The 23,406-nt window shown below is 72.1% G+C and carries 23 protein-coding genes; 9 read left to right on the forward strand and 14 right to left on the reverse strand.

Annotated elements, in window-relative coordinates; all coding sequences use genetic code 11:
- Positions 1-69 precede the first annotated feature (69 nt).
- From MTQ10_RS10375 to MTQ10_RS10390, 4 genes are all read right to left on the reverse strand, one after another.
- Entirely contained in the window at positions 70-984 is a 915-nt protein-coding gene (locus MTQ10_RS10375; protein ID WP_247465045.1) for an SDR family oxidoreductase, read from the reverse strand.
- A gap of 220 nt (positions 985-1,204) precedes the next feature.
- On the reverse strand, positions 1,205-1,834 hold the full coding sequence (locus MTQ10_RS10380; RefSeq protein ID WP_247465047.1) for an MBL fold metallo-hydrolase: 630 nt from the start codon (positions 1,832-1,834) through the stop codon (positions 1,205-1,207).
- Positions 1,834-2,919 (reverse strand): S-(hydroxymethyl)mycothiol dehydrogenase, encoded by a 1,086-nt coding sequence (locus MTQ10_RS10385; RefSeq protein WP_247465049.1) that lies wholly within the window; start codon positions 2,917-2,919, stop codon positions 1,834-1,836. Before MTQ10_RS10385 ends, MTQ10_RS10380 begins: the two co-directional genes overlap by 1 nt.
- Before the next feature lie 250 nt (positions 2,920-3,169).
- Entirely contained in the window at positions 3,170-3,472 is a 303-nt protein-coding gene (locus MTQ10_RS10390) for a hypothetical protein (RefSeq protein ID WP_247465050.1), read from the reverse strand.
- A gap of 190 nt (positions 3,473-3,662) precedes the next feature.
- Here MTQ10_RS10390 and MTQ10_RS10395 point away from each other — a divergent pair, with 190 nt between their 5' ends.
- Positions 3,663-4,028, forward strand: a complete 366-nt coding sequence (locus MTQ10_RS10395) for a nuclear transport factor 2 family protein (protein WP_247465052.1) — start codon at positions 3,663-3,665, stop codon at positions 4,026-4,028.
- A gap of 185 nt (positions 4,029-4,213) precedes the next feature.
- On the opposite strand, the gene MTQ10_RS10400 is transcribed toward MTQ10_RS10395, so the two are convergent.
- The 4 genes from MTQ10_RS10400 to MTQ10_RS10415 all read right to left on the reverse strand — a co-directional run bounded on the left by MTQ10_RS10400 (position 4,214) and on the right by MTQ10_RS10415 (position 7,789).
- Positions 4,214-5,089: a LysR substrate-binding domain-containing protein gene (locus MTQ10_RS10400; RefSeq protein ID WP_247465055.1), complete on the reverse strand. Its 876-nt coding sequence runs from the start codon at positions 5,087-5,089 to the stop codon at positions 4,214-4,216.
- Positions 5,090-5,346: 257 nt separating this feature from the next.
- Positions 5,347-5,661 (reverse strand): nuclear transport factor 2 family protein, encoded by a 315-nt coding sequence (locus MTQ10_RS10405; RefSeq protein WP_247465060.1) that lies wholly within the window; start codon positions 5,659-5,661, stop codon positions 5,347-5,349.
- A 96-nt stretch (positions 5,662-5,757) separates the two neighbouring features.
- Positions 5,758-6,507 carry an SDR family oxidoreductase gene (locus MTQ10_RS10410; RefSeq protein ID WP_247465062.1) on the reverse strand — a complete coding sequence of 250 codons (750 nt, stop codon included), beginning with the start codon at positions 6,505-6,507 and terminating at the stop codon, positions 5,758-5,760.
- 268 nt (positions 6,508-6,775) lie between these two features.
- Positions 6,776-7,789, reverse strand: coding sequence for a LacI family DNA-binding transcriptional regulator (locus MTQ10_RS10415; RefSeq protein WP_247465065.1), 1,014 nt, complete (start codon positions 7,787-7,789; stop codon positions 6,776-6,778).
- Positions 7,790-8,033: 244 nt separating this feature from the next.
- Between MTQ10_RS10415 and MTQ10_RS10420 the strand changes: the two genes are divergently transcribed.
- From MTQ10_RS10420 to MTQ10_RS10440, 5 genes are all read left to right on the forward strand, one after another.
- Positions 8,034-9,344, forward strand: a complete 1,311-nt coding sequence (locus tag MTQ10_RS10420; protein ID WP_247465068.1) for an ABC transporter substrate-binding protein — start codon at positions 8,034-8,036, stop codon at positions 9,342-9,344.
- Between the two features lie 72 nt (positions 9,345-9,416).
- Positions 9,417-10,382, forward strand: a complete 966-nt coding sequence (locus MTQ10_RS10425; RefSeq protein ID WP_247465072.1) for a carbohydrate ABC transporter permease — start codon at positions 9,417-9,419, stop codon at positions 10,380-10,382.
- 13 nt (positions 10,383-10,395) lie between these two features.
- Positions 10,396-11,325, forward strand: coding sequence for a carbohydrate ABC transporter permease (locus tag MTQ10_RS10430; RefSeq protein ID WP_247465076.1), 930 nt, complete (start codon positions 10,396-10,398; stop codon positions 11,323-11,325).
- A gap of 151 nt (positions 11,326-11,476) precedes the next feature.
- Positions 11,477-12,913 (forward strand): GH1 family beta-glucosidase, encoded by a 1,437-nt coding sequence (locus MTQ10_RS10435; RefSeq protein ID WP_247465079.1) that lies wholly within the window; start codon positions 11,477-11,479, stop codon positions 12,911-12,913.
- Positions 12,914-12,995: 82 nt separating this feature from the next.
- Positions 12,996-14,690: an immunity 49 family protein gene (locus tag MTQ10_RS10440; RefSeq protein ID WP_247465082.1), complete on the forward strand. Its 1,695-nt coding sequence runs from the start codon at positions 12,996-12,998 to the stop codon at positions 14,688-14,690.
- 15 nt (positions 14,691-14,705) lie between these two features.
- Here the strand turns inward: MTQ10_RS10440 and MTQ10_RS10445 are convergent, their stop codons facing one another.
- A complete protein-coding gene (locus tag MTQ10_RS10445; protein ID WP_247465084.1) occupies positions 14,706-15,365 on the reverse strand; it encodes a TetR/AcrR family transcriptional regulator in 660 nt (219 codons plus the stop codon).
- Between the two features lie 189 nt (positions 15,366-15,554).
- On the opposite strand from MTQ10_RS10445, the gene MTQ10_RS10450 reads away from it, so the two are divergent.
- Positions 15,555-16,838, forward strand: coding sequence for a YncE family protein (locus MTQ10_RS10450; protein WP_247465087.1), 1,284 nt, complete (start codon positions 15,555-15,557; stop codon positions 16,836-16,838).
- A gap of 354 nt (positions 16,839-17,192) precedes the next feature.
- Here MTQ10_RS10450 and MTQ10_RS10455 read toward each other — a convergent pair whose 3' ends face one another.
- Positions 17,193-17,693 carry a metallophosphoesterase family protein gene (locus MTQ10_RS10455; protein WP_247465090.1) on the reverse strand — a complete coding sequence of 167 codons (501 nt, stop codon included), beginning with the start codon at positions 17,691-17,693 and terminating at the stop codon, positions 17,193-17,195.
- A 91-nt stretch (positions 17,694-17,784) separates the two neighbouring features.
- On the opposite strand from MTQ10_RS10455, the gene MTQ10_RS10460 reads away from it, so the two are divergent.
- Together MTQ10_RS10460 and MTQ10_RS10465 are read left to right on the forward strand one after the other, a co-directional pair.
- Positions 17,785-18,255 (forward strand): MarR family winged helix-turn-helix transcriptional regulator, encoded by a 471-nt coding sequence (locus tag MTQ10_RS10460; RefSeq protein ID WP_247465092.1) that lies wholly within the window; start codon positions 17,785-17,787, stop codon positions 18,253-18,255.
- 70 nt (positions 18,256-18,325) lie between these two features.
- Complete coding sequence (locus tag MTQ10_RS10465) at positions 18,326-18,910, forward strand: hydrolase (protein WP_247465094.1); 585 nt, start codon at positions 18,326-18,328, stop codon at positions 18,908-18,910.
- 37 nt (positions 18,911-18,947) lie between these two features.
- On the opposite strand, the gene rfbB is transcribed toward MTQ10_RS10465, so the two are convergent.
- The 4 genes from rfbB to MTQ10_RS10485 all read right to left on the reverse strand — a co-directional run bounded on the left by rfbB (position 18,948) and on the right by MTQ10_RS10485 (position 23,211).
- Positions 18,948-19,928, reverse strand: coding sequence for a dTDP-glucose 4,6-dehydratase (rfbB, locus tag MTQ10_RS10470; protein WP_247465096.1), 981 nt, complete (start codon positions 19,926-19,928; stop codon positions 18,948-18,950).
- Between the two features lie 93 nt (positions 19,929-20,021).
- Positions 20,022-20,201 (reverse strand): hypothetical protein, encoded by a 180-nt coding sequence (locus MTQ10_RS10475; RefSeq protein WP_247465099.1) that lies wholly within the window; start codon positions 20,199-20,201, stop codon positions 20,022-20,024.
- Between the two features lie 113 nt (positions 20,202-20,314).
- A complete protein-coding gene (locus tag MTQ10_RS10480; protein ID WP_247465100.1) occupies positions 20,315-20,671 on the reverse strand; it encodes a DUF6479 family protein in 357 nt (118 codons plus the stop codon).
- Between the two features lie 65 nt (positions 20,672-20,736).
- Positions 20,737-23,211, reverse strand: coding sequence for a SpoIIE family protein phosphatase (locus MTQ10_RS10485; protein WP_374117590.1), 2,475 nt, complete (start codon positions 23,209-23,211; stop codon positions 20,737-20,739).
- Between the last annotated feature and the right edge of the window lie 195 nt (positions 23,212-23,406).

Here is a 23,406-nt window from a genome sequence, read left to right on the forward strand (position 1 = left end):
GGTGTAGGCGGCGGGAGCGGGTCGCGGGCGCGGGGAGACGGGGCGGTGCGGGGCCGCCCGGCGGTGGGGTCAGCGGTAGCCGGTGGTGTCGGCAGGCTTGCCCACGTCCTGGACCTCCACCATGTACCGCCAGGCGTCCGGGCGACTGCCGTCGAGGTCGGTGAAGCCGTACACCCGGGCCAGCTCCCCGCTGGAGAGCGACGAGCCGTTGTACCGGGCGACATCCGGGTCCGCGGCGAGCGCGGCGACGGCACGGCCCACATAGCGCGGCGTCTCCGAGATGGCGAAGTGCGGCACCTGCGTCAGCGCGTCACGCCAGTTCTCCTCCCGGACTCCGTAATGGTCGAGCATCATCTCGGAGCGCATCCAGCCGGGCGTGAGGGCGAGCGCGGTCGCCCCGCGCGGGCCCAGCTCGTGCCCGAGGGCGAACGCCATGCGCAGCACGGACGCCTTGGCGAGGTCGTAGAAGAAGGAGACGCGGTAGCGGTCGCGGTTGTACTCCGCGGTGCCGTCCGTCATCTCGACGACCAGACCGCCGGGGCGGCGCAGCAGCAGGGGCAGCGCGTGATGGCCGGTGATGGCGTGCGTCTCGACCGCGAGCCGCAGCAGCCGCAGCCCGTTGTCCAGGTCGTGCTCCCACAGCGGGGCGTCCCAGGCGAAGAGCAGCTCGCCGCCCCAGATGTCGTTCACGAGGACGTCGAGCCGGTCCTGCTCGGCGTCGATCCGCTCCACCAGGGCGCGGACCTGCGCCGGGTCCAGATGGTCCGTGGGTACGGCGATGCCGCGTCCGCCGGCCTCGGTGACCAGGTCCGCCGTCTCCTCGACGGTCTCCGGCCGGTCGTACTCCGAACGCCGGGTGCGTGTGGTGCGTCCGGTGACGTAGACAGTGGCGCCCGCCGCGCCCAGCTCCACCGCGATACCGCGGCCCGCGCCCCGCGTCGCCCCCGCCACCAGGGCGACCTTGCCCTCCAGCGGTCGTGTCATGTCCGGCCTCCCGTGTCGTGCTCGTTGTCGCGGCCGGGGCGGTGTGCCCCGGCTCGCGTCGTCCTTCATGTGTCCGAGCGTGCACGGGAAGCCGGACATCTTCTGTCACCTTTTCGCGGGCGTGGTCCGAACGGGGTCCACGGCCCGGTCTTTCGCGGGCGTGGCCCGAACCGAACCGGGTCCACGGCCCGGTCCGGTACCGGCGGCGGCTCACCGCGGCTCAGTGACCGCGGGCGATCCACTCCTGGAGGTGCGGGGCCTCCGCGCCGATGGTGGTGGAGTCGCCGTGGCCGGTCAGCACCTTCGTCTCCGGCGGCAGTGTGAGCAGCCGGTCACGGATCGAGTCGATGATCGTCGGGAAGTTCGAGTACGACCGTCCCGTGGCCCCCGGTCCGCCCTGGAAGAGGGTGTCGCCGGTGAAGACGACGCCGAGGCCCGGGTCGTACAGGCACACCGCTCCCGGCGCGTGCCCGGGCGTGTGCAGCACCGTGAGATCGACACCGGCGCCCTCGATGACCTGCCCGTCCAGCAGATGCGCGTCGGGGTCGCGGTCGGGGTGGGTGAGCTTCCACAGCGGCATGTCGTCCGGGTGCAGCCAGATCACCGCACCGGTCGCGTCGGCGAGGGCGGGCGCCGCGTCGATGTGGTCGTTGTGGGCGTGGGTGCACACGATCGCGGTGAGCCGCCGGTCCCCCACGGCTTCCGCGATGGCCTCGGCGTCGTGGGCGGCGTCGATGACGATCACCTCGTGGTCGTCGCCGACGATCCACACGTTGTTCTCCACGTCCCAGGTGCCGCCGTCGAGCGTGAACTGCCCTGCGGTCACGAGGCGTTCGACACGTGCCGTCATCACAGCACCACCACCGAGCGCAGCACGTCGCCGTGGTGCATCCGCTCGAACGCCTTCTCCACCTCGTCCAGCGCGATCGTCTCCGTGACGAACTTGTCCAGCGGGAGGCGGCCCTGGAGGTGGAGGTCGATCAGCATCGGGAAGTCGCGGGAGGGCAGACAGTCGCCGTACCAGGACGACTTCAGCGCCCCGCCCCGGCCGAACACGTCGAGGAGCGGCAGCTCCAGCTTCATCTCCGGTGTGGGCACACCGACCAGGACGACCGTGCCGGCGAGGTCACGGGCGTAGAAGGCCTGTTCGTAGGTCTCCGGGCGGCCGACCGCCTCGATCACGACGTCCGCGCCGAACCCTCCGGTCAGCTCGCGGATCGCCTCGACGGGGTCGGTGGAGCGGGAGTTGACGGTGTGCGTGGCGCCCATGCCGCGGGCCGTCTCCAGCTTGCGGTCGTCGATGTCGACGGCGATGATCTTCGCGGCGCCGGCCAGATGTGATCCGGCGATCGCCGCGTCGCCGACGCCGCCGCAGCCGATGACGGCGACCGTGTCGCCGCGCGTGACGCCGCCGGTGTTGACGGCGGCGCCGATACCGGCCATCACGCCGCAGCCCAGGAGACCGGCGACCTGCGGGGAGACCCGTGGATCGACCTTGGTGCACTGGCCGGCCGCGACGAGGGTCTTCTCCGCGAACGCGCCGATGCCCAGCGCCGGCGCGAGTTCGGTGCCGTCGGCCAGCGTCATCTTCTGCCGGGCGTTGTGCGTGTCGAAGCAGTACCAGGGGCGTCCCCGCCGACAGGCCCGGCACCTGCCGCAGACGGCACGCCAGTTCAGGACGACGAAGTCGCCCGGCGCCACATCGGTGACGTCCGGGCCGACCTGCTCGACGACGCCCGCGGCCTCATGGCCGAGGAGGAAGGGGAACTCGTCGGTGATGCCGCCCTGCTTGTAGTGGAGGTCCGTGTGGCAGACCCCGCACGCCTGGACCCGTACGACGGCCTCGCCGGGGCCCGGATCGGGGACGACGATCGTCTCGATCCGCACCGCCTCGTCCTTGCCCGGTGCGATCACGCCGCGTACTTCCTGCGCCATGGGCTGGTCCTTTCCTCGGCTTTCCTTCGCGGGGGCCGCACCGCGCCGACGGGTGGCCGGCCGGTGCCGTCACGGGCCCGCGCGTCCCTCGGCGACCTTATGCCGGAGCGGACGGCGGGGGTGCGGATCGGCGCGGGGAACTGCCGTATTCAGCCAGGTCGGGGGCGCGGAGGGCCGGCGCCCACAGGGCGGGGTACGGCGAGGGCCGCCCTGCGGCGGGCGGCCCTGGGGTCTGCCTGCGGGGTGCTGGTCACTGGATCCCGGGCAGCAGTCCCGTCACCGGTGCGACCAGGTCGGTCACCTGGTGCAGCTCGTTCAGCCGGTTCAGTTCCTGTACCTGGTTCAGCGAGGAGAGCTGCTGGGACACCTTCGGAAGCCGCTCCCTGTGCTCCTCGGGGATGTCGCTCCGGGCGAGCGAGTCGAGCACCTGGACCGGGTTCAGTCGGCCGCCGTCCTTGGCACCGGCCTCGGCCGCGTTCGCCGCGGGGGCGGCGATACCGGCGACTCCGGCGGCGAGACAGGCGGCGGCGACGATACGTCGAGTGGAGATCATGCCCTGTGCAACGGCGTTGCCGGGCCGTCGGACACGGGCGGTGCGCACCGGTCACTCTTCAGGCGCAGCACGCCCGCCCGGACCGCCGGGGGAACCGGCTTGCCGAGCCCGGTGAGGCGGAGGACGCTCGAAGGAGGAGGCCGGCACCGTCCGTGCCCCGCACGGGCGTCGGCCTTCGGAGGAGGTCACCATGAGCGCCACCGCATCCGCCGACTTCGACACCGAGACCCTGCGCCGGGGCGTCGAGGGGGAGACCCCTGACACCCTCGTCTCGCTGTACACCGACGACGCGACGCTGCGGATCGTGAACCGCAACAGCCAGCCCAGCCACCCCCAGGAGCTGCGGGGGCGCAGCGAGATCGCCGCGATGATCCAGGACGTGTACAGCAGGGAGATGACGCACCACCTGGAGGGATGTGTCGTCCAGGGCGACCATGCGGCCTTCTGCGAGTCCTGCGAGTACCCGGACGGGACGCGGGTCCTGTCCGAATCCATGGTCACGCTGAAGGACGGCAAGATTTCCGAGCAGATCATGATCGAGGCCTGGGACGAGTGAATCGCGCGGTGCACGCCCCTCGGGCCGCTCCGGCGCGTGGACATCCGGTCGTGCGCGGGGCTGCTTCGAGGGGCCCCGCGTCGTCGGGGTGCGCTCGCGCCCGACCGGGCGGGGTCGCTGCCTTACGTGCGCCGCCGATCCCCACGACTGTGACGCCGCGGCCCGGATGGGCCGACGGCGGGTGGTCACAGGGTGGCGGTCGTGAGGAAGGCGTCTCTGGCCGGGCTGGTGGCCCGGGGTGAGTACAGGGCGTGCAGCGGCGCGTACAGGGGCGGGTCGAGGGCGAGGACGCGCACGGCCCCGCCGGCGGTGGGGCCCGGCGGTGTGGTGACGAAGGCGCAGCAGTCGGTGCCGATGACGGCGGTGACGGGCGGGGTGCCCTGCCGTGCGGTGCGGTCGGTGCGGGGTTCGAACCCGGCCGCGCGGCAGTGGCCGATCAGCAGGTCGGTGTAGCCGGAGCGGCCGGGACGGCCCCACACGATGAAGTGCTGGTCCGCGAGTTCGGACAGGTCCACGGACGTGCGTACGGCCAGGGGGTGACCGGCGGGGACCGCGATGTTGAGGCGTTGGTGGCCCAGTGTGGTGCGGGCCAGCCCGTGCGGCGGGGTCATCGCCCGGCACAGTCCGATGTCGAGGTCTCCGGCCAGGAGAGCGTCGGTCAGCTCGTGCGGGTAGCGTTGGTTGACGTCGGTGGCCAGTCGGGGGTGGACGGCATCCACCTGCCGCAGCAGCGCGATGACCTCCTCCCCGGTGACGGCCGGGGTGTGGCCGAGGCGCAGCACTTCCTTCTCGCCGCGGCCGATGCGGCGGGCGCGCTGGAGAGCGGAGCGTGCCGTGCCACGCAGGACGCGGGCGTCCTCGACCAGGGCGGTGCCGGCGGGCAGCAGCGCCACGCCGGTGGCGGTGCGCTCCAGCAGGGGTACGCCCACTTCGCGTTCCAGGACGCGGATGGAGGTGGAGAGCGCCTGCTGGGACAGGTGCAGACGGGCGGCGGCGCGGGTGATGCTGCCTTCTTCGGCCACCGCGATCAGGTGCTCCAGTTTGTTCAGGTCCAGGCCCACCTCGGCTGATCCTCCTGTGGTGGCGGTGGACGGCGAGGTTCGCCGTCGGTGTCGCGGTGCCGGCCGGGCACGTGCCGGGCACCGGTGAAGTCGGTCCGGGCCCGCCGGATCGCGGAAGGACGCCGGAACAGCCCGGCGCCCTGGGACGACGTGGCCCTCGGCCGGGGCGTGATGAAGCCGGGCCGCGGCCCGGGGGACCGCGGCCACGGACGTGTCGCGAGGGAGTGGGCGGCGACGGCCCGGCGGGGAGCCGGTGGTCAGGCCTGTCCGGTCTCGAAGCGGCTCACGCGGCCCCCGGAGACGGTGAAGACCCACCGGGTCCGCATGCTGCCCCAGGTGGAGTTGGTGTAGGTGGCCGTCAGGGTGCGGCCGTCCGCCGAGACGTCCTCGACGTCCATGCGGCCGTTCGACGAGAAGATCTCGCGCTCCGCCCAGGCCCGCAGGTCCCGGTCGGTGCCGTCGTCGGACATCGTGGCGTCGTCCGTGAGCGCGGCGAAGAACGCTTCCCGGTCGCCCTTGTTGACCGCGGCGACGAACGCCTCCACCGCGGGATCGGTCAGTTCGGCAGCCATCTGTTGTCTCCTGTGTGCCGGTGTCGGATACGGGTCACTCCCCCGGCTCCGGGCCGGCCTCGTCCACGCGGGCGGGCCGGCGCCGGAGGCGCGGGCTCATCGGGTGGTGTAGCCGCCGTTGGCGAACAGCGTCTGGCCGGTGATCCACCAGCCCTCGGTGGCCAGGAAGCTGATCAGCGGGACGATGTCCTCGATGTGGGTGAGCTGGTTGCCCATGGCCTGCGACCTGTGGAACTCCACCCGCTGCGGGGTCTCCTGGCCGTAGAAGAACGGCGTGTCCATCGGGCCCGGGGCCACCACGTTCACGGAGATCGACCGGTCGGCGAACTCCTTGGCAGCCGCACGGGTGAAGTGCTCCAGCGGCGCCTTGCCGCCCGCGTAGGTGGAGTAGCCGTCGGTGAAGGCGGCCAGCAAGGACGTGCCGAGGCTGATGATCTTGCCGTGGTCGTTCAGGCGGCGCCCCGCCTCCTGGATGAAGAAGTACCCCGCCTTGGCGTTGATGCCGAACATGCGGTCGTAGTCTTCCTCGCTGGTCTCCAGGATCGGCTTGCGCAGCACCATCCCGGTCGTGTTCACCGCGACGTCGACGCCGCCGTAGGTGTCCACCGCGGTGTCGAACAGCCGCCGCACGGTCGCGACGTCCGTCAGGTCCCCCTGCACGGACACCGCCTGCCCGCCGGCGTCCTGGATGCTCCGGACGGTCTCCTCGGCCTCCTTCTCCGCCGTGTGCCAGTGCACCACCACCTTGGCCCCGGCCTCGGCGAACGTCCTGCTCAGCAGCCCGCCCAGGTTCTTCTCGCCCCCGCCGACGACCGCGACCCTGTCCTTGAGCGTGTGCTCGGCCATGTCCAGCACCTCCTCGTCTCAGCGATCAGTGACCGGCTCGGTCCCTTCCGCTGACGAGGCTAGGAAGGCATTCCGGGCATAAGCCAACACAACCTATGTGTAGCACCACAGACGTCGTCGATAACCGCTGATCACAGCATGCATCCGGGCGCTGCGGGATCTGCGGCCCGGCCCGCCGGCCCGAGGCCGGGTCCGGGCCGCCTCCACACGCGTGCGGCGTGTGCCGGGGCGGCCCGCGGCGCAGGGCGTCGTCCGTGGGACCGCCGCGTCACGTGGAGGCTCGTATCACCAGTTCCGTGGGGAGGGTGACCTGGCGGCGGGGGGCGTCGGCGTGGGTGATCTCCGTGAGGATGCGGGCCATCTCGCGGCCCAGTTCCTCCACCGGCTGACGCACCGTCGTCAGGGGCGGGTCGGTGTGGCGGGCCAGGACCGAGTCCTCGAAGCCGATCAACGCCACGTCGTCGGGGACGAGGCGCTTCTGCCGGCGGAGTTCGGCCAGGGCGCCCACCGCCATCAGGTCGGACGCGGCGAAGACGGCGTCCAGATCGGGGTGCCGTTCGAGAAGTGAACGCATGGCGCGGGCGGCGCCTTCCTCGGTGAAGTCGCCCGTCTCGACGAGGGTCTCGTCGGCAATGAGTCCCGCCTGGTCGTGGGCGGCACGCCAGCCCGCGAGGCGGTTGCGGCTCACGTCCATGTCCAGCGGGCCGGTGATCGTGGCTATCCTGGTGCGGCCGGTGTCGAGGAGGTGGCGTACCGCAGCGGTGGCGCCGCCCGTGTTGTCGCACAGGACGTAGCTGAGGCCTTCCGTGGCGTCGCGGCGGCCGGCCAGCACGGTCGGGAGGCCCATTTCCTCCAGCTTGGCGGGGAGCGGGTCCTCGGAGTGCACCGAGACGAGGAGCACGCCGTCGACGCGGCGTTCCGCCATCGACTCGGTGAGCCGGTCGCGTTCGGCGCGGTCGCGGACGAGCATCAGGTGCAGTTGGATCCCCCTGTCGGCGAGGGCGCCGCTGACACCGCGGATGAGCGCGGCGAAGAAGGGCTCGGAGCCGAGCCGGCTCTCCGATTCCGGGATCACCAGGGCGAAGGCGTTGGTGCGGTTGGTGACCAGGCCGCGCGCCACCGAGTTGGGGACATAGTTCAACTCTTTGATGGCTGCCAGCACGCGGGCCCGTGCCTCGGGGCTGACCAGGTCGGAGCCGTTGACGACGCGGGACACCGTGGTGCGGCCCACGCCCGCGAGGGCGGCGACCGTCTTGATCGTGGGCCGGCGGTTGCCGGACATGCGCTCCCCCCTGCCTGTTTGCGCGGCGGTGAGGCCGCGGAGCTGACGGGAACGATTCTCGCAGATGTGGCGGTCCACCTGCGCCGACGAGCAGTTGCTTGCGCGTGACTTGTGTGGGTTCGTCTTCAAGTCATTGACATATCGCGCTCCGGCAGTGAGTCTTCCCCTCATCGATGGGCACGTTCCCATCTCTGATTGGGAACGTTACCACCGCTGTCTGGGCCGCCGTAGGAGGGCATTTTTCATGGGACGTCTCGTTTCGCCGCGTACGAGAAGGGCGGCGGCGGCAGTCGCCGCCGCCGGGGCACTGACGCTGGTCGCCGCGTGCGGCGGTGACGGCGACTCCGTCACCGGTGGAAGCAAGAAGGACGGCAAGGTCACCATCACCATGGGCCTGTTCGGGGTGATGGGCCTCAAGGAGACCGGACTGCTGGAGCAGTACGAGAAGGAGCACCCGAACGTCAAGATCGAGGCGGAGATCGCCGGTGACGAGCAGACCTACTACACCGCGTTGCAGACCCACCTCGCGGCCGGCAAGGGCCTGAAGGACATCCAGGGCATCGAGATAGGCCGGGCCAAGGAGATCACCGAGACCCGGGCGGACAAGTTCGCGGACTTCGCCGGCATGGCGGGCACCGACCACTTCCTGCCCTGGAAGCAGTCCCAGATCACCACGAAGGACGGCAAGGTCCTCGGGCTGGGCACCGACATCGGCCCGATGGCGGTCTGTTACCGCAAGGACTACTTCCAGCAGGCCGGGCTGCCCACCGACCGGGAGGCGGTCGGCAAGCTGTGGGCGGGCGACTGGAGCAAGTACGTCGAGGTGGGCCGCACCTTCAAGAAGAACTTCAAGGGCGACAAGGTCGCGTTCACGGACTCGGCGAGCGGCCTGTTCAACGCCATGGTCTACGGCGACTCCCAGCAGTACTACAACGAGCAGGGCGAGCTGATCCACGACAAGAACCCGGTCGTGAAGCAGGCCTGGGCGCTGGCGTCGGACGCCGCGGAGGAGGGTCTGACGGCCAAGCTGCGCCAGTTCCAGCCGGGTTGGGACCCCGGCCTGGCCAACGGCACGTTCGCGACGGCGGTGTGCCCGGCCTGGATGCTGAGCCACATCTCCGAGAAGGCCGGTGAGGCGAACAAGGGCAAGTGGGACGTGGCCCGCGCGCCCAAGGGCGCCAACTGGGGCGGCTCGTTCCTCGGGGTGATCGAGGACAGCCCGGTGAAGGAGGAGGCCAAGCAGCTCGTGGCCTGGCTGACCGCGCCCGAGCAGCAGGCGCGGATCTTCACCGAGCTGGGCAACATCCCCTCTTCGCAGAAGGCGCTCGAGTCGCCCGAGGTGAAGGACGCGACGTCGGACTACTTCAGCGGTGCGCCGATCGGCCGGATCTTCGGTGCCGCCGCGCAGGAGATCCCGGACAAGCAGGTGCTCGGCCGCAAGGACGGCACGATCAAGGACCTGTTCTCGCAGGGTCTCGCCCTGGTCGAGCAGGGCACGGCACGTGACAAGGCGTGGGACACCACGATGGAGCGCGTGGACAAGGCCGTCCGCTGACCTTCCCGCCCCGGGCGTGCGAGGGCGCGCCCGGGGCCCGGTCCCCCCTTTCGTTCACAGGAAGGAAGTCCGGTGGCCACCTCCACCACCACTGCCCCGGCCGCCCCCGGCGGCAGCGGCGAGCGCCGGCGCGGCTCGCTGCTGCACAGGCTGGACATCAAGGGCGCGCCGTACGCGTTCGTCGCGCCGTTCTTCATCGTCTTCGCCGCGTTCAGCTTCTACCCGCTCCTGTACACGTCGTGGCTGTCCCTGCACCACGTCGAACTGGCCACGCTGGACGTGCAGGAGTGGGTGGCGTTCGACAACTACGTGGAGCTGTGGGGCGACGAGCGGTTCTGGAACGCCCTGCGGAACACGTTCACCATCGGTGTCCTCTCGACGGTTCCCCAGTTGCTGATGGCCCTCGGGATCGCACACCTGCTCAACTACAAGATGCGTGCCTCGCTGTTCTTCCGCGTGGCCTCGCTGGTGCCGTACGCCACGTCGGTCGGTGCGGCGGCGCTGGTGTTCACGATGCTCTTCGAGCGGGACTTCGGCATGATCAACTGGGCGCTCGGCACGATCGGGGTGGACCCGGTCAGCTGGGAGTCCGAGAAGTGGCCCGCGCAGATCGCCATCTCGACCATGGTCATCTGGCGCTGGACGGGCTACAACGCGCTGCTGTACCTGGCCGCGATGCAGGCCATCCCCGCCGAGCGGTACGAGGCGGCGTCGCTGGACGGCGCCTCCCGGTGGAAGCAGTTCCTGCATGTCACCGTGCCCGGTATCCGGTCGACGATCGTCTTCACCATCGTGCTGTCCACCATCGGCGCGACCCAGCTGTTCGGTGAGCCGCTGATCTTCGGGCAGGGCCCGAACGGTGTCACGGGCGGCGCGAACAATCAGTACCAGACGCTGGGTCTGCTGCTGTACGAGGAGGGCTGGAAGAACTATCAGATGGGCCGGGCCGCGACCGTGGCCTGGGCGATGCTTCTGCTGCTCGTCGTCCTGTTCGTGGTGCAGCGCCTGATCGGGCGTCTGCGTTCCCGTCGGTCCTGACCTGGAGTCCTTCATGACCACTCACAGTCTCCCGGCGCGGACGGACGCCCCCGCCGGACCTTCTCCCGTCGAGCCGGCCGTGCCCCGCCGCGGCGGGCGCCGGCTGCTGCGTGAGCGCGCCGGACGGCAGCATCACGCCGGTCCGGTGGCCTATGTGCTGCTCGGCATCATGGCGTTGCTGTCGATCTTCCCGCTGTACTGGACGATGGTGGCGGCCTCCACGGACAACACGCGGGTCAGCCAGACCCCGCCGCCGTTCCTGCCGGGGCCGAACCTGTTCAGCAATCTCGCCCGCGCCTGGGACGAGGCGGCGATGGGCAAAGCCATGATCAACTCTCTGATCGTGGCCGGGACGATCGCCCTGTCGACCGTGCTGTTCGCGACACTGGCCGGTTTCGCCTTCGCCAAGCTGCGGTTCAAGGGCCGCAACGCCCTGCTGATGGTGGTGATCGGCACGATGATGATCCCGCCCCAGCTCGGTGTCGTACCGCTGTTCATGATGATGTCGGAGCTGGGCTGGGCCCAGCAGCTGCCCGCCGTCATCTTCCCGACGCTGGTGAGCGCGGTCGGTGTGTTCTTCATGCGGCAGTACCTGTCGGAGGCTCTGCCGGACGAGCTGGTCGAGGCGGGCCGGGTCGACGGTGCGCACTCGCTGCGGATCTTCTGGAGCATCGTGCTGCCCATCGCGCGGCCTCCGATGGCGGTCCTGTTCATGATCACGTTCGTGCACGCGTGGAACGACTTCTTCTGGCCGTTCGTGGTGCTCGACATGTCCAACCCGACCGTGCCCGTCGCGCTGACGCAGCTCAGCGCGGGTTATGTCCGCGACCAGTCCCTGATCATGGCGGGTGCTCTGCTGGGCACGCTGCCGCTGCTGGCGATGTTCGTCGTGTTCGGCCGGCAGATCGTCAGCGGTGTCATGGCCGGTGCCGTCAAAGGCTGATCCGGCGAGCAGGCCCGGCGCGAGTGCGCTGCCGGGCCTTCGGGCCGCCGTGCCTTCGGGCCTGCCGGGCCCCGCGAGGGCACGGACCGGCCCTCCACTCCCCTGTTGTCGCCGTGCTTCCGCGCGGCTCGTCTCTCCCGAGAGGACCTCTGTGGTTTCCGCACCATCGTCCGCGCCCCGTCCGGACTCGGCCCTTGTTTTCCCCCAGGACTTCCTGTGGGGTTCGGCGACCGCCTCGTACCAGATCGAGGGCGCGGCGGCCGAGGACGGCCGTACCCCGTCGATCTGGGACACCTTCTCCCGTACACCGGGCCGGGTCCGCAACGGGGACACCGGTGACATCGCCACCGACCACTACCACCGCTGGCGCGAGGACGTGGCGCTGATGGCCGAACTCGGCCTGGGCGCCTACCGCTTCTCCCTGGCCTGGACCCGCATCCAGCCGACCGGCCGAGGTCCGGCGGTGCAGCGGGGTCTGGACTTCTACCGGCAGCTGGTCGACGAGCTGCTGGAGAAGGGGATCCAGCCGGTCGCGACGCTGTACCACTGGGATCTGCCGCAGGAGCTGGAGGACGCGGGCGGCTGGCCGGAGCGGTCGACGGCCGAGCGGTTCGCCGAGTACGCCGCGCTCGCCGCGGACGCGCTCGGCGACCGGGTGAAGACATGGACCACGCTGAACGAGCCGTGGTGCAGCGCCTTCCTCGGCTACGGCTCCGGGGTGCACGCCCCCGGCCGCACCGATCCGGTCGCCGCGCTGCGCGCCGCCCACCATCTGAATCTCGGGCACGGGCTGGCGGTGGAGGCGCTGCGCGGGGCGCTGCCGTCGGACGCCCGCTGCTCGGTGACGCTCAACATCCACCATGTGCGTCCCCTCACCGGCAGCGACGCCGACGCGGACGCGGTGCGCCGTATCGACGCGCTGGCCAACCGGGTGTTCACGGGGCCCATGCTGCAAGGGGCGTACCCGGAGGACCTGTTGAAGGACACGGCGGCGCTGACGGACTGGTCGTTCGTGCGGGACGGCGACCTGGCGCGGATCAACCAGCCGCTGGACTTCCTCGGCGTCAACTACTACACGCCGACGGTGGTGTCGGCGGCCGACGGCACGGGCACGCACACGGCCGACGGGCACGGCAACAGCCCGTACAGCCCGTGGCCGGGCGCGGACGACGTGGCGTTCCACCAGCCGCCGGGCGAGCGCACCGCGATGGGCTGGGCGATCGACGCGTCCGGGCTGTACGACCTGCTGCACCGGCTCGCGGCGGACTTCCCCGGCACGCCGATGGTGATCACGGAGAACGGGGCGGCGTTCGACGACTACGCCGACCCGGACGGACGGGTCAACGACCCCGCGCGGATCGCCTATGTGCGTGACCATCTGGCCGCCGTGCACCGGGCGATCGGCGACGGGGTGGACGTGCGGGGCTACTTCCTGTGGTCGCTGCTGGACAACTTCGAGTGGTCCCACGGGTACAGCAAGCGCTTCGGCGCGGTGTACGTCGACTATCCGACCGGCCGGCGCATCCCGAAGGCGAGTGCCCGCTGGTACGCGGAGGTCGCGCGCACGGGTGTGCTGCCCGGCGCCTGACCGTTCCGTGCGCCGGTGCCGGCCGACCGCCTCCCCGCGCCGGCCGGCACCGGTGTCGGACCCTGCCTGTACCGTCGGTCTCGTGACACACGATCAGACATTCGGTTCCGACGATCCCGAACTGCCCATGCTCGACGCGGAACAGGCCGCGCTGCTGCGCCGGCTGGCCGCACCGCACTTGCGGGAGGGGCACCGTTACTCGCTGCGTGACCTGGGGCATCTGTGCCGGCAGGCGCCCGTGGAGCGGTGGCCCGAGGTGGTCGCCGGGCATTTCGCGCGGCTGCGGGAGGCCGGCCGGGGCGGTGAGGGCCGGGAGGAACTGCTGCGGGGGACCCATGCGCGGCTGCTGCCCGAGGACGCGATCACGCCCGATCTCGCGGGTTCGATGCGGTACGTGCGGAAGGCCGCCGACGGGCTCGTCCTCGCGTACGCCCTCGACCAGCCGACGAGTGTGCGGATCCTGACCGACACGGATGTGGAGCGCGCGGGGGCGAAGGAGCTGGCGGAGGCCGCGCGGGCGAACCTGATGCGGGTGGAGGTGCGGCACGAGGAGATACCCGTCGAGGGCGGTGCCGTACTGCACTCGCTGTACGGCGATTCGCCGTTCGTGGCGAGCCAGGCGCTGTATCTGGCGCAGGCGGCGCACCGGGCCACGGGTGAGTCGCTGCCGGCGGAGGGTGCGCTGGTGGTGGTGCCGACGCGGCACAACCTGGTGTACCACCCGATCGCCGACGGGTCCGTGGTGGCCGCGGTGAACAGCCTCGCCGGGTACGCGATGCGCGCCCACGGGGACGGGCCGGGGGCGCTGTCCCCGCGGCTGTACTGGTGGCACCGCGGGCAGCTGACCTCCCTCACCGTGATCGACGACGTCGAGCGGTCCTTCTCCGTGCAGCCGCCGCCGGAACTGCTGTCGCGGATGAAGAGCTTGATACGGCTGGCCCCTGCCGGCCGTATCCGCACCCGGGCGTCCGGGGCCGCCCCGGACACCGGTGAGGCGGCACGGCGGCTGGGCGAGTCGCTGACGCGGCTCGCCGGTGACCCGTCCGGCCTGGCCGGTGTGTTCGCCGACGCGGTCACGCTCGCGCACGCCCGCTGCGCCGACGACCCGCGGGCGGCGCATGTGGACACGTGGGACGCGTGGGCGCTGGCCCTGCAACTGGGCACGCTGCTGTTCACCGGCGGGCAGCCGCAGAAGTGCGTCCTGGGCGACGCCGTCGAGGTGGAGGTGAGCGGAGAGGGCGTCACCCCGCCGGCGGACGTGCGGGCGTGGCTCGACGCCGTCTATGTGGCGGTCGTGTGCCGGGACTGGGAGCGGGTGGAGCGGCTGTGCTCGGTGCCGCTGGAGCTGCTGCGCCAGGACGACGCGGTCGACGCGTACGTGGTGCACTGGGCGGACACGCTGCGGGCGTACTTCACGCGGCAGCCGATGGACGCCATCGTGCCGAAGCTGCTCGCCGCGATGGAGACGTCCGTGCCGCAGACGCTGACCCACGGTCCGGAGGCGTTCGTCAACCACATCGACTACCAGCCGGTGGCCATGTTCCACCGCATCGTCGCCGGTGACCACGACGCCTTCGGCAAGGCGCTGTCGGAGGCCCTCGACGGGCACCGGGCCTACTGGGGCGACGCTCCGGCGCCTCGTGCGCGTGTGGCGCTCGGCCCGCTGGCGATGGCGTCCCTGGCCCGGGGGTACGGGTTCCCGGTCCCCGACGAACTGCCGTATCTGCCGAGGTATCTGCTGGACGGTCAGCGCATCGAGGACGTGCCGCGGCCCTGACGTGCCCGTGCCCGGTCAGTCCGGTGGCCGCCAGCCCGGGGGGCGGAGGATGCCGAGGAGCTGGCGGACCAGTTCGTCGACGACCTCGTCGAGGGTGGCGTCGACCCAGCCGGCGCTCCAGTCGTGGAGCAGGCCGTTGACGCTGCCGATGAACGCCGTCGCGGCGAGCCGGTAGTCGCGGTCCGCGGCCTCCCCGCGGGCCGCGGCCTCTCGGGCGGCCCCGCAGATGAGGTCGACCCAGCGGGCGCGGCGGGCCAGGCGCTGCTCCTCCAGCCGCGGGCTGACGCCGACGATCTCCACAAAGGTGATGCGGATGCGGCGCGGGTCGGCGGTGACGCTGTCGGCGTAGGCGCGGAAGAAGGCGGTGACCCGCTCGACGAGGGGGAGGCCGGCGGCGGCTTCGAACGCGGCGCGGACCGCTTGTTCGGAGGCGTCGTTGACCTGGAGGTGGAGGGCGGCGAGGACGTCCTCCAGGGTGCGGAACTCCTCGTAGAACTGACGGGTGGACAGGCCTGCCGCCTCGCTGAGCGCGGCGATGGTGGTGGCCCGGTAGCCGGGTGCGCCGCCGAAGAGTTCCAGGGCGGCGGTGAGGAAACGCTCGCGGCGTTCCGCCTTGCGTTCGGCGGCGGACCGTCCGCCGTAGCGGCCGGTGGGTGCCCTGAGCCTGCCCGTCACGCGTGTTCTTCCCCTCCCCAGGTCCCCTCCGTCTGCGGGGATCGCTTCGATTTTGTCGTGTACGCGGTCTTGTCGAGAAGGCGGCCCCCTCCTTACTTTTCAGTAAGTTCACTGTGAATGTGCGCGTGTTCAGATTTCCCGCGTGCCCGCCCGACGCACGCTCCCCTATCCGCTGAGGAGAGAGCAGTCATGCCTGCATCCAGAACCAGGCACCTTTGCTCCGTGGCCGCCGCCCTCGTCCTGTCCGTCGCCGCCGTCCCAGCAGCCGCCGCGAGCACCCGGACCTCCCCCGCTTCCGCCTCCACGACCGCCGCCGCCTCGCAGGCCGGTCTGCGCGAGGTGCTGTTCGTCGGCAACAACTGGGACGGCACCGCCGACGTCCTGGAGTCCTCCGGCGACTACACGAGGATCGGCCGGATCGATGTCGTGCCCGACAAGGCCCAACGCATGGCGGAGATCAACGCCGACCCGATCAAGTGGATCTACTTCATGGTGATCCGCAACAGCGTCGGCGAGGGACACGACCAGTTCGTGGACGACATGTACTCCACGCCGGACGGCTCGTCGGTGGTGGTGTCCCGGCCGAGCTTCGCCGACGTCGTCTCCATCGACCTGGCCACCGGCCGTGTCAACTGGCGTTTCAAGGTGGCGGGTTACCGCGCCGACCACATGGCGGTCTCCCCCGACGGCACCCGCGTCGCGGTGTCGGCGTCGACCGCGAACACCGTGCACGTGCTGGACATCGACTCCGGCCGGGAACTGGGCCGGTTCGCCACCGGCGACAAACCGCACGAGAACATCTTCACCAAGGACGGCAAGTACCTCTACAACATGTCGATCGGCGAGGTGAACACCGCCCTCGACGCCCCCTGGCTGGACTGGACGAAGGGCGACCGGCACATCACCGTCGTCGACGCCTCCACCTTCCGGCAGGTGAAGATCATCGACATGCGGCAGCGGCTGGACGCGATCGGACTGAAGGACTTCTCCGACGCGGTACGGCCGGCGGTGTTCTCCCCGGACGAGTCGAAGCTGTACTTCCAGGTGTCGTTCTTCAACGGCTTCTTCGAGTACGACCTCGCCACCGACCGCATCACCCGCACCAAGACCCTGCCGAAGAACCCTGCGACCGGCGACGACCGCACCACGTTCGTCAACGACTCGCGCCACCACGGCCTGTCGATGCGGCCGGACGGCAGCAAGCTGTGCGTCGCGGGCACCATGGACGACTACGCCACCGTCGTCGACCGCGCCACGCTCCAGGAGGGCCCGCTGGTCTCCGCGTCCAAGCCGTACTGGGCCACGGTCAGCGGCGACGGCAAGGACTGCGTGATCTCCGAGAGCGGCTCCGACCAGGTCACGGCGATCGACTTCGCCACCGGGCAGAAGCGGCTGTCGGTGCCGGTCGGCGACCATCCGCAGCGCGTCCGCCTCGGACATGTTCAGGACGGCTGGACCGGACCCACAGGCTGAGCCCCGACCGCGCCGGCCGGGGCGGACGCCCGTTCCGTACGGATTGCAGCGGATTTGCGGGAAAAGAGGTGTGAGGCGCGAGGGAGGGGGTAGCCGCCCGGTATCGGATGAGGCATGCGTGCTCTCGAACCCCTCAGAGCTGGGGAAGGGAGGTCCGTGACAGCGCACACTCGCAGCGCCCGGGCCGCTTCGCCGAGCGACAGCGGCCCGGCCTCCGCGCTGTCGGCCTCCTTCGCGCTCCTCATGCCGTGACGGCGTGTCTGCTTCTGCCGGGCTTGTACGGCCATGTGGCGTGGCCGCGCTTCGCGGGGAGCTGTGCGGCTCCAGGGGCAGTACACGACGGCCGTACGGCGCTCAGCGCGGCGGCAGCCGGTGCAGGACGACATCGGTCAGCCGGCCGCCGATGATCGTGGCCGTCATATAGGTGCACCAGGGCTGGCGGCGCCGGTCCGTCGGGGAGCCGGGGTTCAGCAGCCGCAGCCCGCCCAGAGCCGTGGTGTCCCACGGGATGTGACTGTGCCCGAAGACCAGCACGTCCAGGTCGGGGAAGCGGGCGGCGCACCGGGCCTCCCGCCCCCGCGCGGCCCCGGTCTCGTGGACGACGCCGAAGCGCAGGCCGCCGAGGTCGGCGCGGGCCACCTCGGGGAGCCGGGCGCGCAGTTCGGGGCCGTCGTTGTTGCCGTACACGCCGATGAGACGCCGGCTGTGCGCCTCGAACAGGTCGAGGGCGGCGGCGTCGGCCCAGTCCCCGGCGTGCAGGACGACATCGGCGCGCGGCAGCTCCGCCAGCAGCGGCGCGGGCAGTCGCCCTGCCCGCTTCGGCAGGTGGGTGTCGGACGTCAGCAGCAGGCGCACGGGTCAAGCGTAGGTCAGGGCCACCGGATCATCAGGCGAACTGTTCAGTCCCGACTGGACAGTCTCACCTGTCGAACATAGCGTCGAGGCCATGGCCGTGGACGAGACGGCCCCGGACCCGGCGTCCGAGGGTGTCCCGAAGAGCGCCGCGCACGCGGCCCGTGAGCTGAGCGTGCTGATCGTGCGGCTGCTGCGGCGGCTGCGCGAGGTCGCCGGCGACGACACGCTCTCCCCCTCGCAGGTGTCCGCGCTGACTCTGATCGGCAAGCACGGCGCGGCCACGGCGAGCGCGCTGGCGTCCGCCGAGGGGGTGCGCCCGCAGTCGATGGCCACGACGCTCGCCGCGCTGCGGCAGCAGGGCCTGATCGAGCGCGGGCCGGACCCCTCCGACGGCCGCCGCCGGCTCGTCACGCTGACCGACGCGGGCCGCGCACGGATCGCCGGGGACCGTCGGGCCCGCCAGGAGTGGCTGGTCCATGCCCTCGACGAGCGGTACGACGAGGACGAGCGTCAGGCCCTGCTGCACGCCCTGCGCCTGCTGGAGCGGCTCGCACAGCCCTGACCGGCGCCCGCCGGACGCCCGCCGGACGTGCCCTGCCCCCTCCCCCATGTTCTTCCGAAAGGCCCCGCCCATGACCGTCACCGCCCTCGACCCGCGTACGGCTCTCGTCGTCGTCGATCTCCAGGCCGGGATCGTCGCCGCGCCCGTGCAGCCGCACCCCGCGGCCGATGTCGTCGCCCGCTCGACGCGGCTCGCCGACGCGTTCCGCGAGCGCGGTCTGCCCGTGGTGCTGGTGCGGGTGTCGTTCGCCGCCGACCTCGCGGACGTCGTGCCCGGCCGCACCGACGCGCCCCGCGCCGGTGCCGCCCGCCCACAGGGGTGGGACACGATCGTGCCGGAGCTGGCCGGGCACCCCGAGGACATCGTCGTCACCAAGCACAACTGGGGTGCCTTCCACGGCACCGACCTCGATGTGCAGCTGCGCCGCCGGGGCGTCACCCAGATCGTGCTGACCGGTGTCGCCACCGCCATGGGCGTCGAGTCCACGGCCCGCGCCGCGCACGAGCACGGCTACCACGTCACGCTGGCCACCGACGCGATGAGCGACCTCGACCCCGAGACGCACCGCAACAGCGTGGAGCGGATCTTCCCCAGGCTCGGCGAGACCGGCACCACCGCCGAGATCCTGGAACTGCTCGCCAAGACGCACGGCTGAGGCGGCGAGACGGGGAAGGGCCGCACGGTCCGCCGCGTCAGCCGAGCCGTGCCGTGCCCGCCGGGCGCACCGTGCGCGGCTCCCACCAGTCGCGGTGCTGCCGGTACCAGGCGACGGTCTCGGCGAGGCCGGAGACGAGGTCGCGGCGCGGCCGATAGCCCAGCTCGCGGCGGGCCTTGCCCCAGTCGACGGAGTACCGCAGATCGTGGCCCTTGCGGTCGGCGACATGCTCGACCCGGTCCCAGCCCGCGCCGAGGGCGTCCAGCAGCAGGCCGGTCAGCTCCCGGTTGGTCAGCTCGGTGCCGCCGCCGATGTTGTAGACCTCGCCGGGCCGACCTTTGGTGCGGACCAGATCGACTCCGTGGCAGTGGTCGTCCACGTGCAGCCAGTCGCGCACGTTGCGGCCGTCGCCGTACAGCGGCACCCGCAGGCCGTCCAGCAGGCGGGTGACGAACAGCGGCACGATCTTCTCGGGGAACTGGCGCGGCCCGTAGTTGTTGGAGCAGCGGGTGATCCGGACATCCAGGCCGTGAGTGCGGTGGCAGGCCAGCGCCAGCAGGTCGGAGGAGGCCTTGGAGGCGGCGTACGGGGAGGTCGGCCGCAGCGGCGCGTCCTCGGTGCACGATCCGGTGGGTACGGAGCCGTAGACCTCGTCGGTGGAGACGTGCACGAACGGGCCCGTGCCGTGCCGCAGTGCCGCGTCCAGCAGGGTCTGGGTGCCCAGCACGTTGGTGCGGACGAAATCGCCCGCGTCCTCGATGGAGCGGTCGACGTGGGACTCGGCGGCGAAGTGCACGATCTCGTCCGCTTCGGCCACCAGCCGGTCCACGAGCGCCGCGTCGCAGACGTCGCCCCGGACGAACCTCAGCCGCGGATGGTCCAGCGGCAGGTTGTCCGGGGTGCCCGCGTAGGTGAGCTTGTCCAGCACGGTGATGTGCGGCGGCTCCGGGCGGGCGAGGAGGGTGCGGACGTAGGCCGAACCGATGAAGCCGGCGGCCCCGGTGACGAGCAGGTTCATGATGAACCGAGCCTACGTCGGCGGGGCCGCCGGCCGGGTGCGGGCCCCGGGGCCGGTACTCCCAGGGGGCTCGCGGGGTCGGTGCTCTCGGTGTCAGTCCTCCCCGCGCACGATGTGGGTGTCGGCGTCGCTCTGGCGCGAGGGCGGGCCGCCGGGCTCCTCCACGGCGGGCATCCAGGTGCGCAGCGCCTGCTCGCGGCGCAGCCGACGGGCCTCGGCCCAGCCCGTCTCGGGGCGGCGTGCCGGCGTGGTCTCCTTGGCGTGCGGGGTCACGGCTTCTCATCTTCCTTCTGCATCGTGCTTGTCCGCCGGGTCCCCACCGGCCGCCCGCCCAAACAGGCCCCGTGTGGCCTCGACGGCCCCTTGAGTCCCGTGTGCCACCTGTGTCATGCGCCGCCTCCTGGGCCGGCCGCGTCCCCGGAGCCCGGGTCGCGGCCCCCGGGCTGCTGGTCGGCGGCGGGTGTGCCTCCGGTCGGGTGCAGTTCGTGCGGGGTGAGACGTGCGCCGCCGGTGCGGGGCATCTCGTTCGGGGCGCGCATCTCCCGGGTCGCGCGGACCGGCCCCGACTCGGGCAGGGCCGGCTGCTCCTCGGGGCGCGGCGGGCGGGGTTCGCGCCGTCGTACGCCGATGCCGAGCCGGACGGCCCACAGCAGCGCGACGGTGACGAGGATTCCGGCGGCCAGGACAGCGACGACGCCGAATGCCGTGCTCGCGGAGACGGCGAGGTTCGGGGTGGTGTTCATCCGGCGCGTGTACCCCGGCGGTGGTCCCGGATGCGTGAGGGGACGCGGAGGGTGCTGACGCGCCGTCAAGCGCGGTGCGCGGCGCCGGGTGTCGGGGGTGGCCCGGCGGGCGGGCCCAGTTCGAGTTCGGCCCACACCTGTTTGCCGCCGCTGACCGGCACCGTCCCCCATGCGTCCGACACGGCGTCGACGAGCACGATGCCGCGTCCTCCGGTGGCCTCCCAGCCGATGCTGGTCGGTTTGACAGGGCTGCGTGGGGAGGTGTCGGCGACCGCGACCCGCAGCCGGTGGTTGACGAGGGTGAGGTCGAGGCGGATCCGGCCGTCGGTGTGCACGAGGGCGTTGGTGACGAGTTCCGACACGACGAGCAGTACGGCGTCCCGGTCCCGCTCCCCCACCCCCCAGCTCCGCAGGACGCGGCGGGTGAAGCGGCGGGCCTGCCCGGCCGCCTGCGGCACCCGCCACACCGTCCAGCTCTCCCGCAGCGGGCGCGAGGCCATCCCGTCGTACCGCATGAGCAGCAGGGCGATGTCGTCGCTGCGGCGGGCCCCGTCCAGCAGCGCGTCGGCGACCGGGCCGAGGTCGGCGGGGTCGGAGGCGTCCAGCGCGCCGGCGAACCGAGCGAGGCCTTCGTCGATGTCGGCGTCGGTGGACTCCACCAGCCCGTCGGTGGTGAGGGCGACCACCGTGCCGGGGCGCAGCGCGAGCGGGCCGAGCGGGAACTCGGCCTGCCGCAGCACGCCCAGCGGGGGCCCGCCGTCGGTCTCGACGATCTCCGTACGGCCGTCCGGGTGGCGCAGCACCGGCGGCAGATGCCCGGCGCGCACGCACCAGGCGGAGCCGGACTCCATGTTTACCTGGACGTAGCAGCAGGTGGCGAAGAGGTCGGTCTCCAGGTCGGCGAGGAGCCGGTTGGCGTGCGCGACGACCACGTCGGGCGGGTGGCCCTCGGCGGCGTAGGCGCGCAGCGCGGTGCGCATCTGGCCCATGAGGGTGGCGGCGGCGGTGCTGTGGCCCTGCACGTCGCCGATGACGAGCGCCACATGGTTGTCGGGCAAGGGGATCACGTCGTACCAGTCGCCGCCGACCTCCAGACCGGCCGTGGCGGGCAGATAGCGGGCGACGGCGACCCCGCCGGGCAGCACGGGCAGCCGGCGCGGCAGCAGCTGCCGCTGGAGCATGCCGACCAGCTCGTGCTCGGCGTCGAAGGCGTGCGCGCGCAGCAGGGCCTGACCGGCGAGGCCCGCGGACGCGGTGAGCAGGGCGCGCTCGTCGGGGCCGAAGTCGTGCGGGGTGTCCCAGCCGATGAGGCAGGCGCCGGCCATCCGCCCGCCGGCGGGCAGCGGCAGTACGGCGAGACCGCCGGGGCCGACGTCCGCGAGGGCGGGCTCCAGGGCCGTTCCGGCGGGCCAGATGCGGGCGCGGCCCTCACGCAGCGCGGCGGCCAGTGTGGGCATGGTCCGCACGGGGGCGTCCGGCCATTCGGTACGCCATTCCAGCCGCCACAGCTCCGGCCACGCCTCGGGGTCCGGCGGGTCCAGCACGGTGACGACGAGGCGGTCGCCCTCGAGCTCCGCCAGGGCGATACGGTCGGCGCGCAGCGGGCGGCGCAGCGCCGAGACCACGGCCTGGCTGACGTCACGGACGGTGCCGGCCGTGGACAGGGCGGCGGCCAGGCGCTGCACTCGGGCCACATCGGTGACGTCGGGGCGGAGCGTGGAGGCGTCGGCGACGGTGCCGACGAGGCGGGCGGGGCGGCCCTCGCCGCCGGGCACGAGCCGGCCGTGCAGCCGCAGCCAGCGGGGCGGGCCGGTCGGCTGGAGCACCCGGAACTCCAGCTCCCGGTCGCCGAGGGACATGTGGTCGGCCTCGACGACCGACATCAGCGCCGGCAGGTCCTCGGGGACGGTGAGGCCCAGCAGCGTCTCCACCCTGCCGTCGAAGCGGTCCCGGCTCAGGCCGAACAGCTGGAGGATGTCGTCGCCGACCTCGATACGGCCGCTGTCCATGGCGAGGCTGAAGGAGTCGCCGCGCAGTTCCCCTCGGGCGGCCGACTCGGCGGGGACGGGGGCGGCCACGGCGTCGGCGATGCGTTCCAGGCAGGCGCGCGCACCGGGGTCGAAACCTGCGGGCCGTTCCCCGACCACGACCAGGGAACCGCCCCGCACGGGCAGCGCGGCCAGCGAGAACGCCTGCGCCGGGGTCCGACGGGAGGGGGCACGGGCGGCCAGCTCACGCGGCCCGAGCCACAGGGGGCGGCCCTCGCGGTGGACACGGGCGGCCGGGGAGTCGCCGTCCAGCGCGTACGTGCCGCGCAGGCCGTACAGGGTGCGGGGCAGTCCGGCCGAGTCGACCAGGCACAGCAGGTCGTCGTCGCCCGGGGCGTACAGGGCCGCCACGCCGGCGCCGGCGAGGACGAGTGCGCACTCCAGGACGCGATGCACCCGTTCGGGTGAGTCGGGATCGGCCATGAGCGTCTGGAGAGCGGCTTCGACCCGCGGCGTTCCGGTTCTGTACCCCGCTGCTCCCTCAGTGACCACCTCCGTATTACAGCGCTTATGAGACGTGTGCGCAGCCCCTGCGGACGATCGGTGCGAGGGCTGCGGGAGGGGACGGTCCGGGGGTTTCCACGCGTGCGGCGGGGCCTCTGGGGCGCACCGAAGGCCCGGCCGCCCCGGGGAGTGGAGGGGCGGGCCGGGCCGGCTGGCGGACAGGAGTGGGGTCCTGCCGGTGGG

Source organism: Streptomyces sp. XM83C, from assembly GCF_023072675.1.
In the GTDB taxonomy this organism is placed as follows: Bacteria; Actinomycetota; Actinomycetes; order Streptomycetales; family Streptomycetaceae; genus Streptomyces; species Streptomyces thermocoprophilus.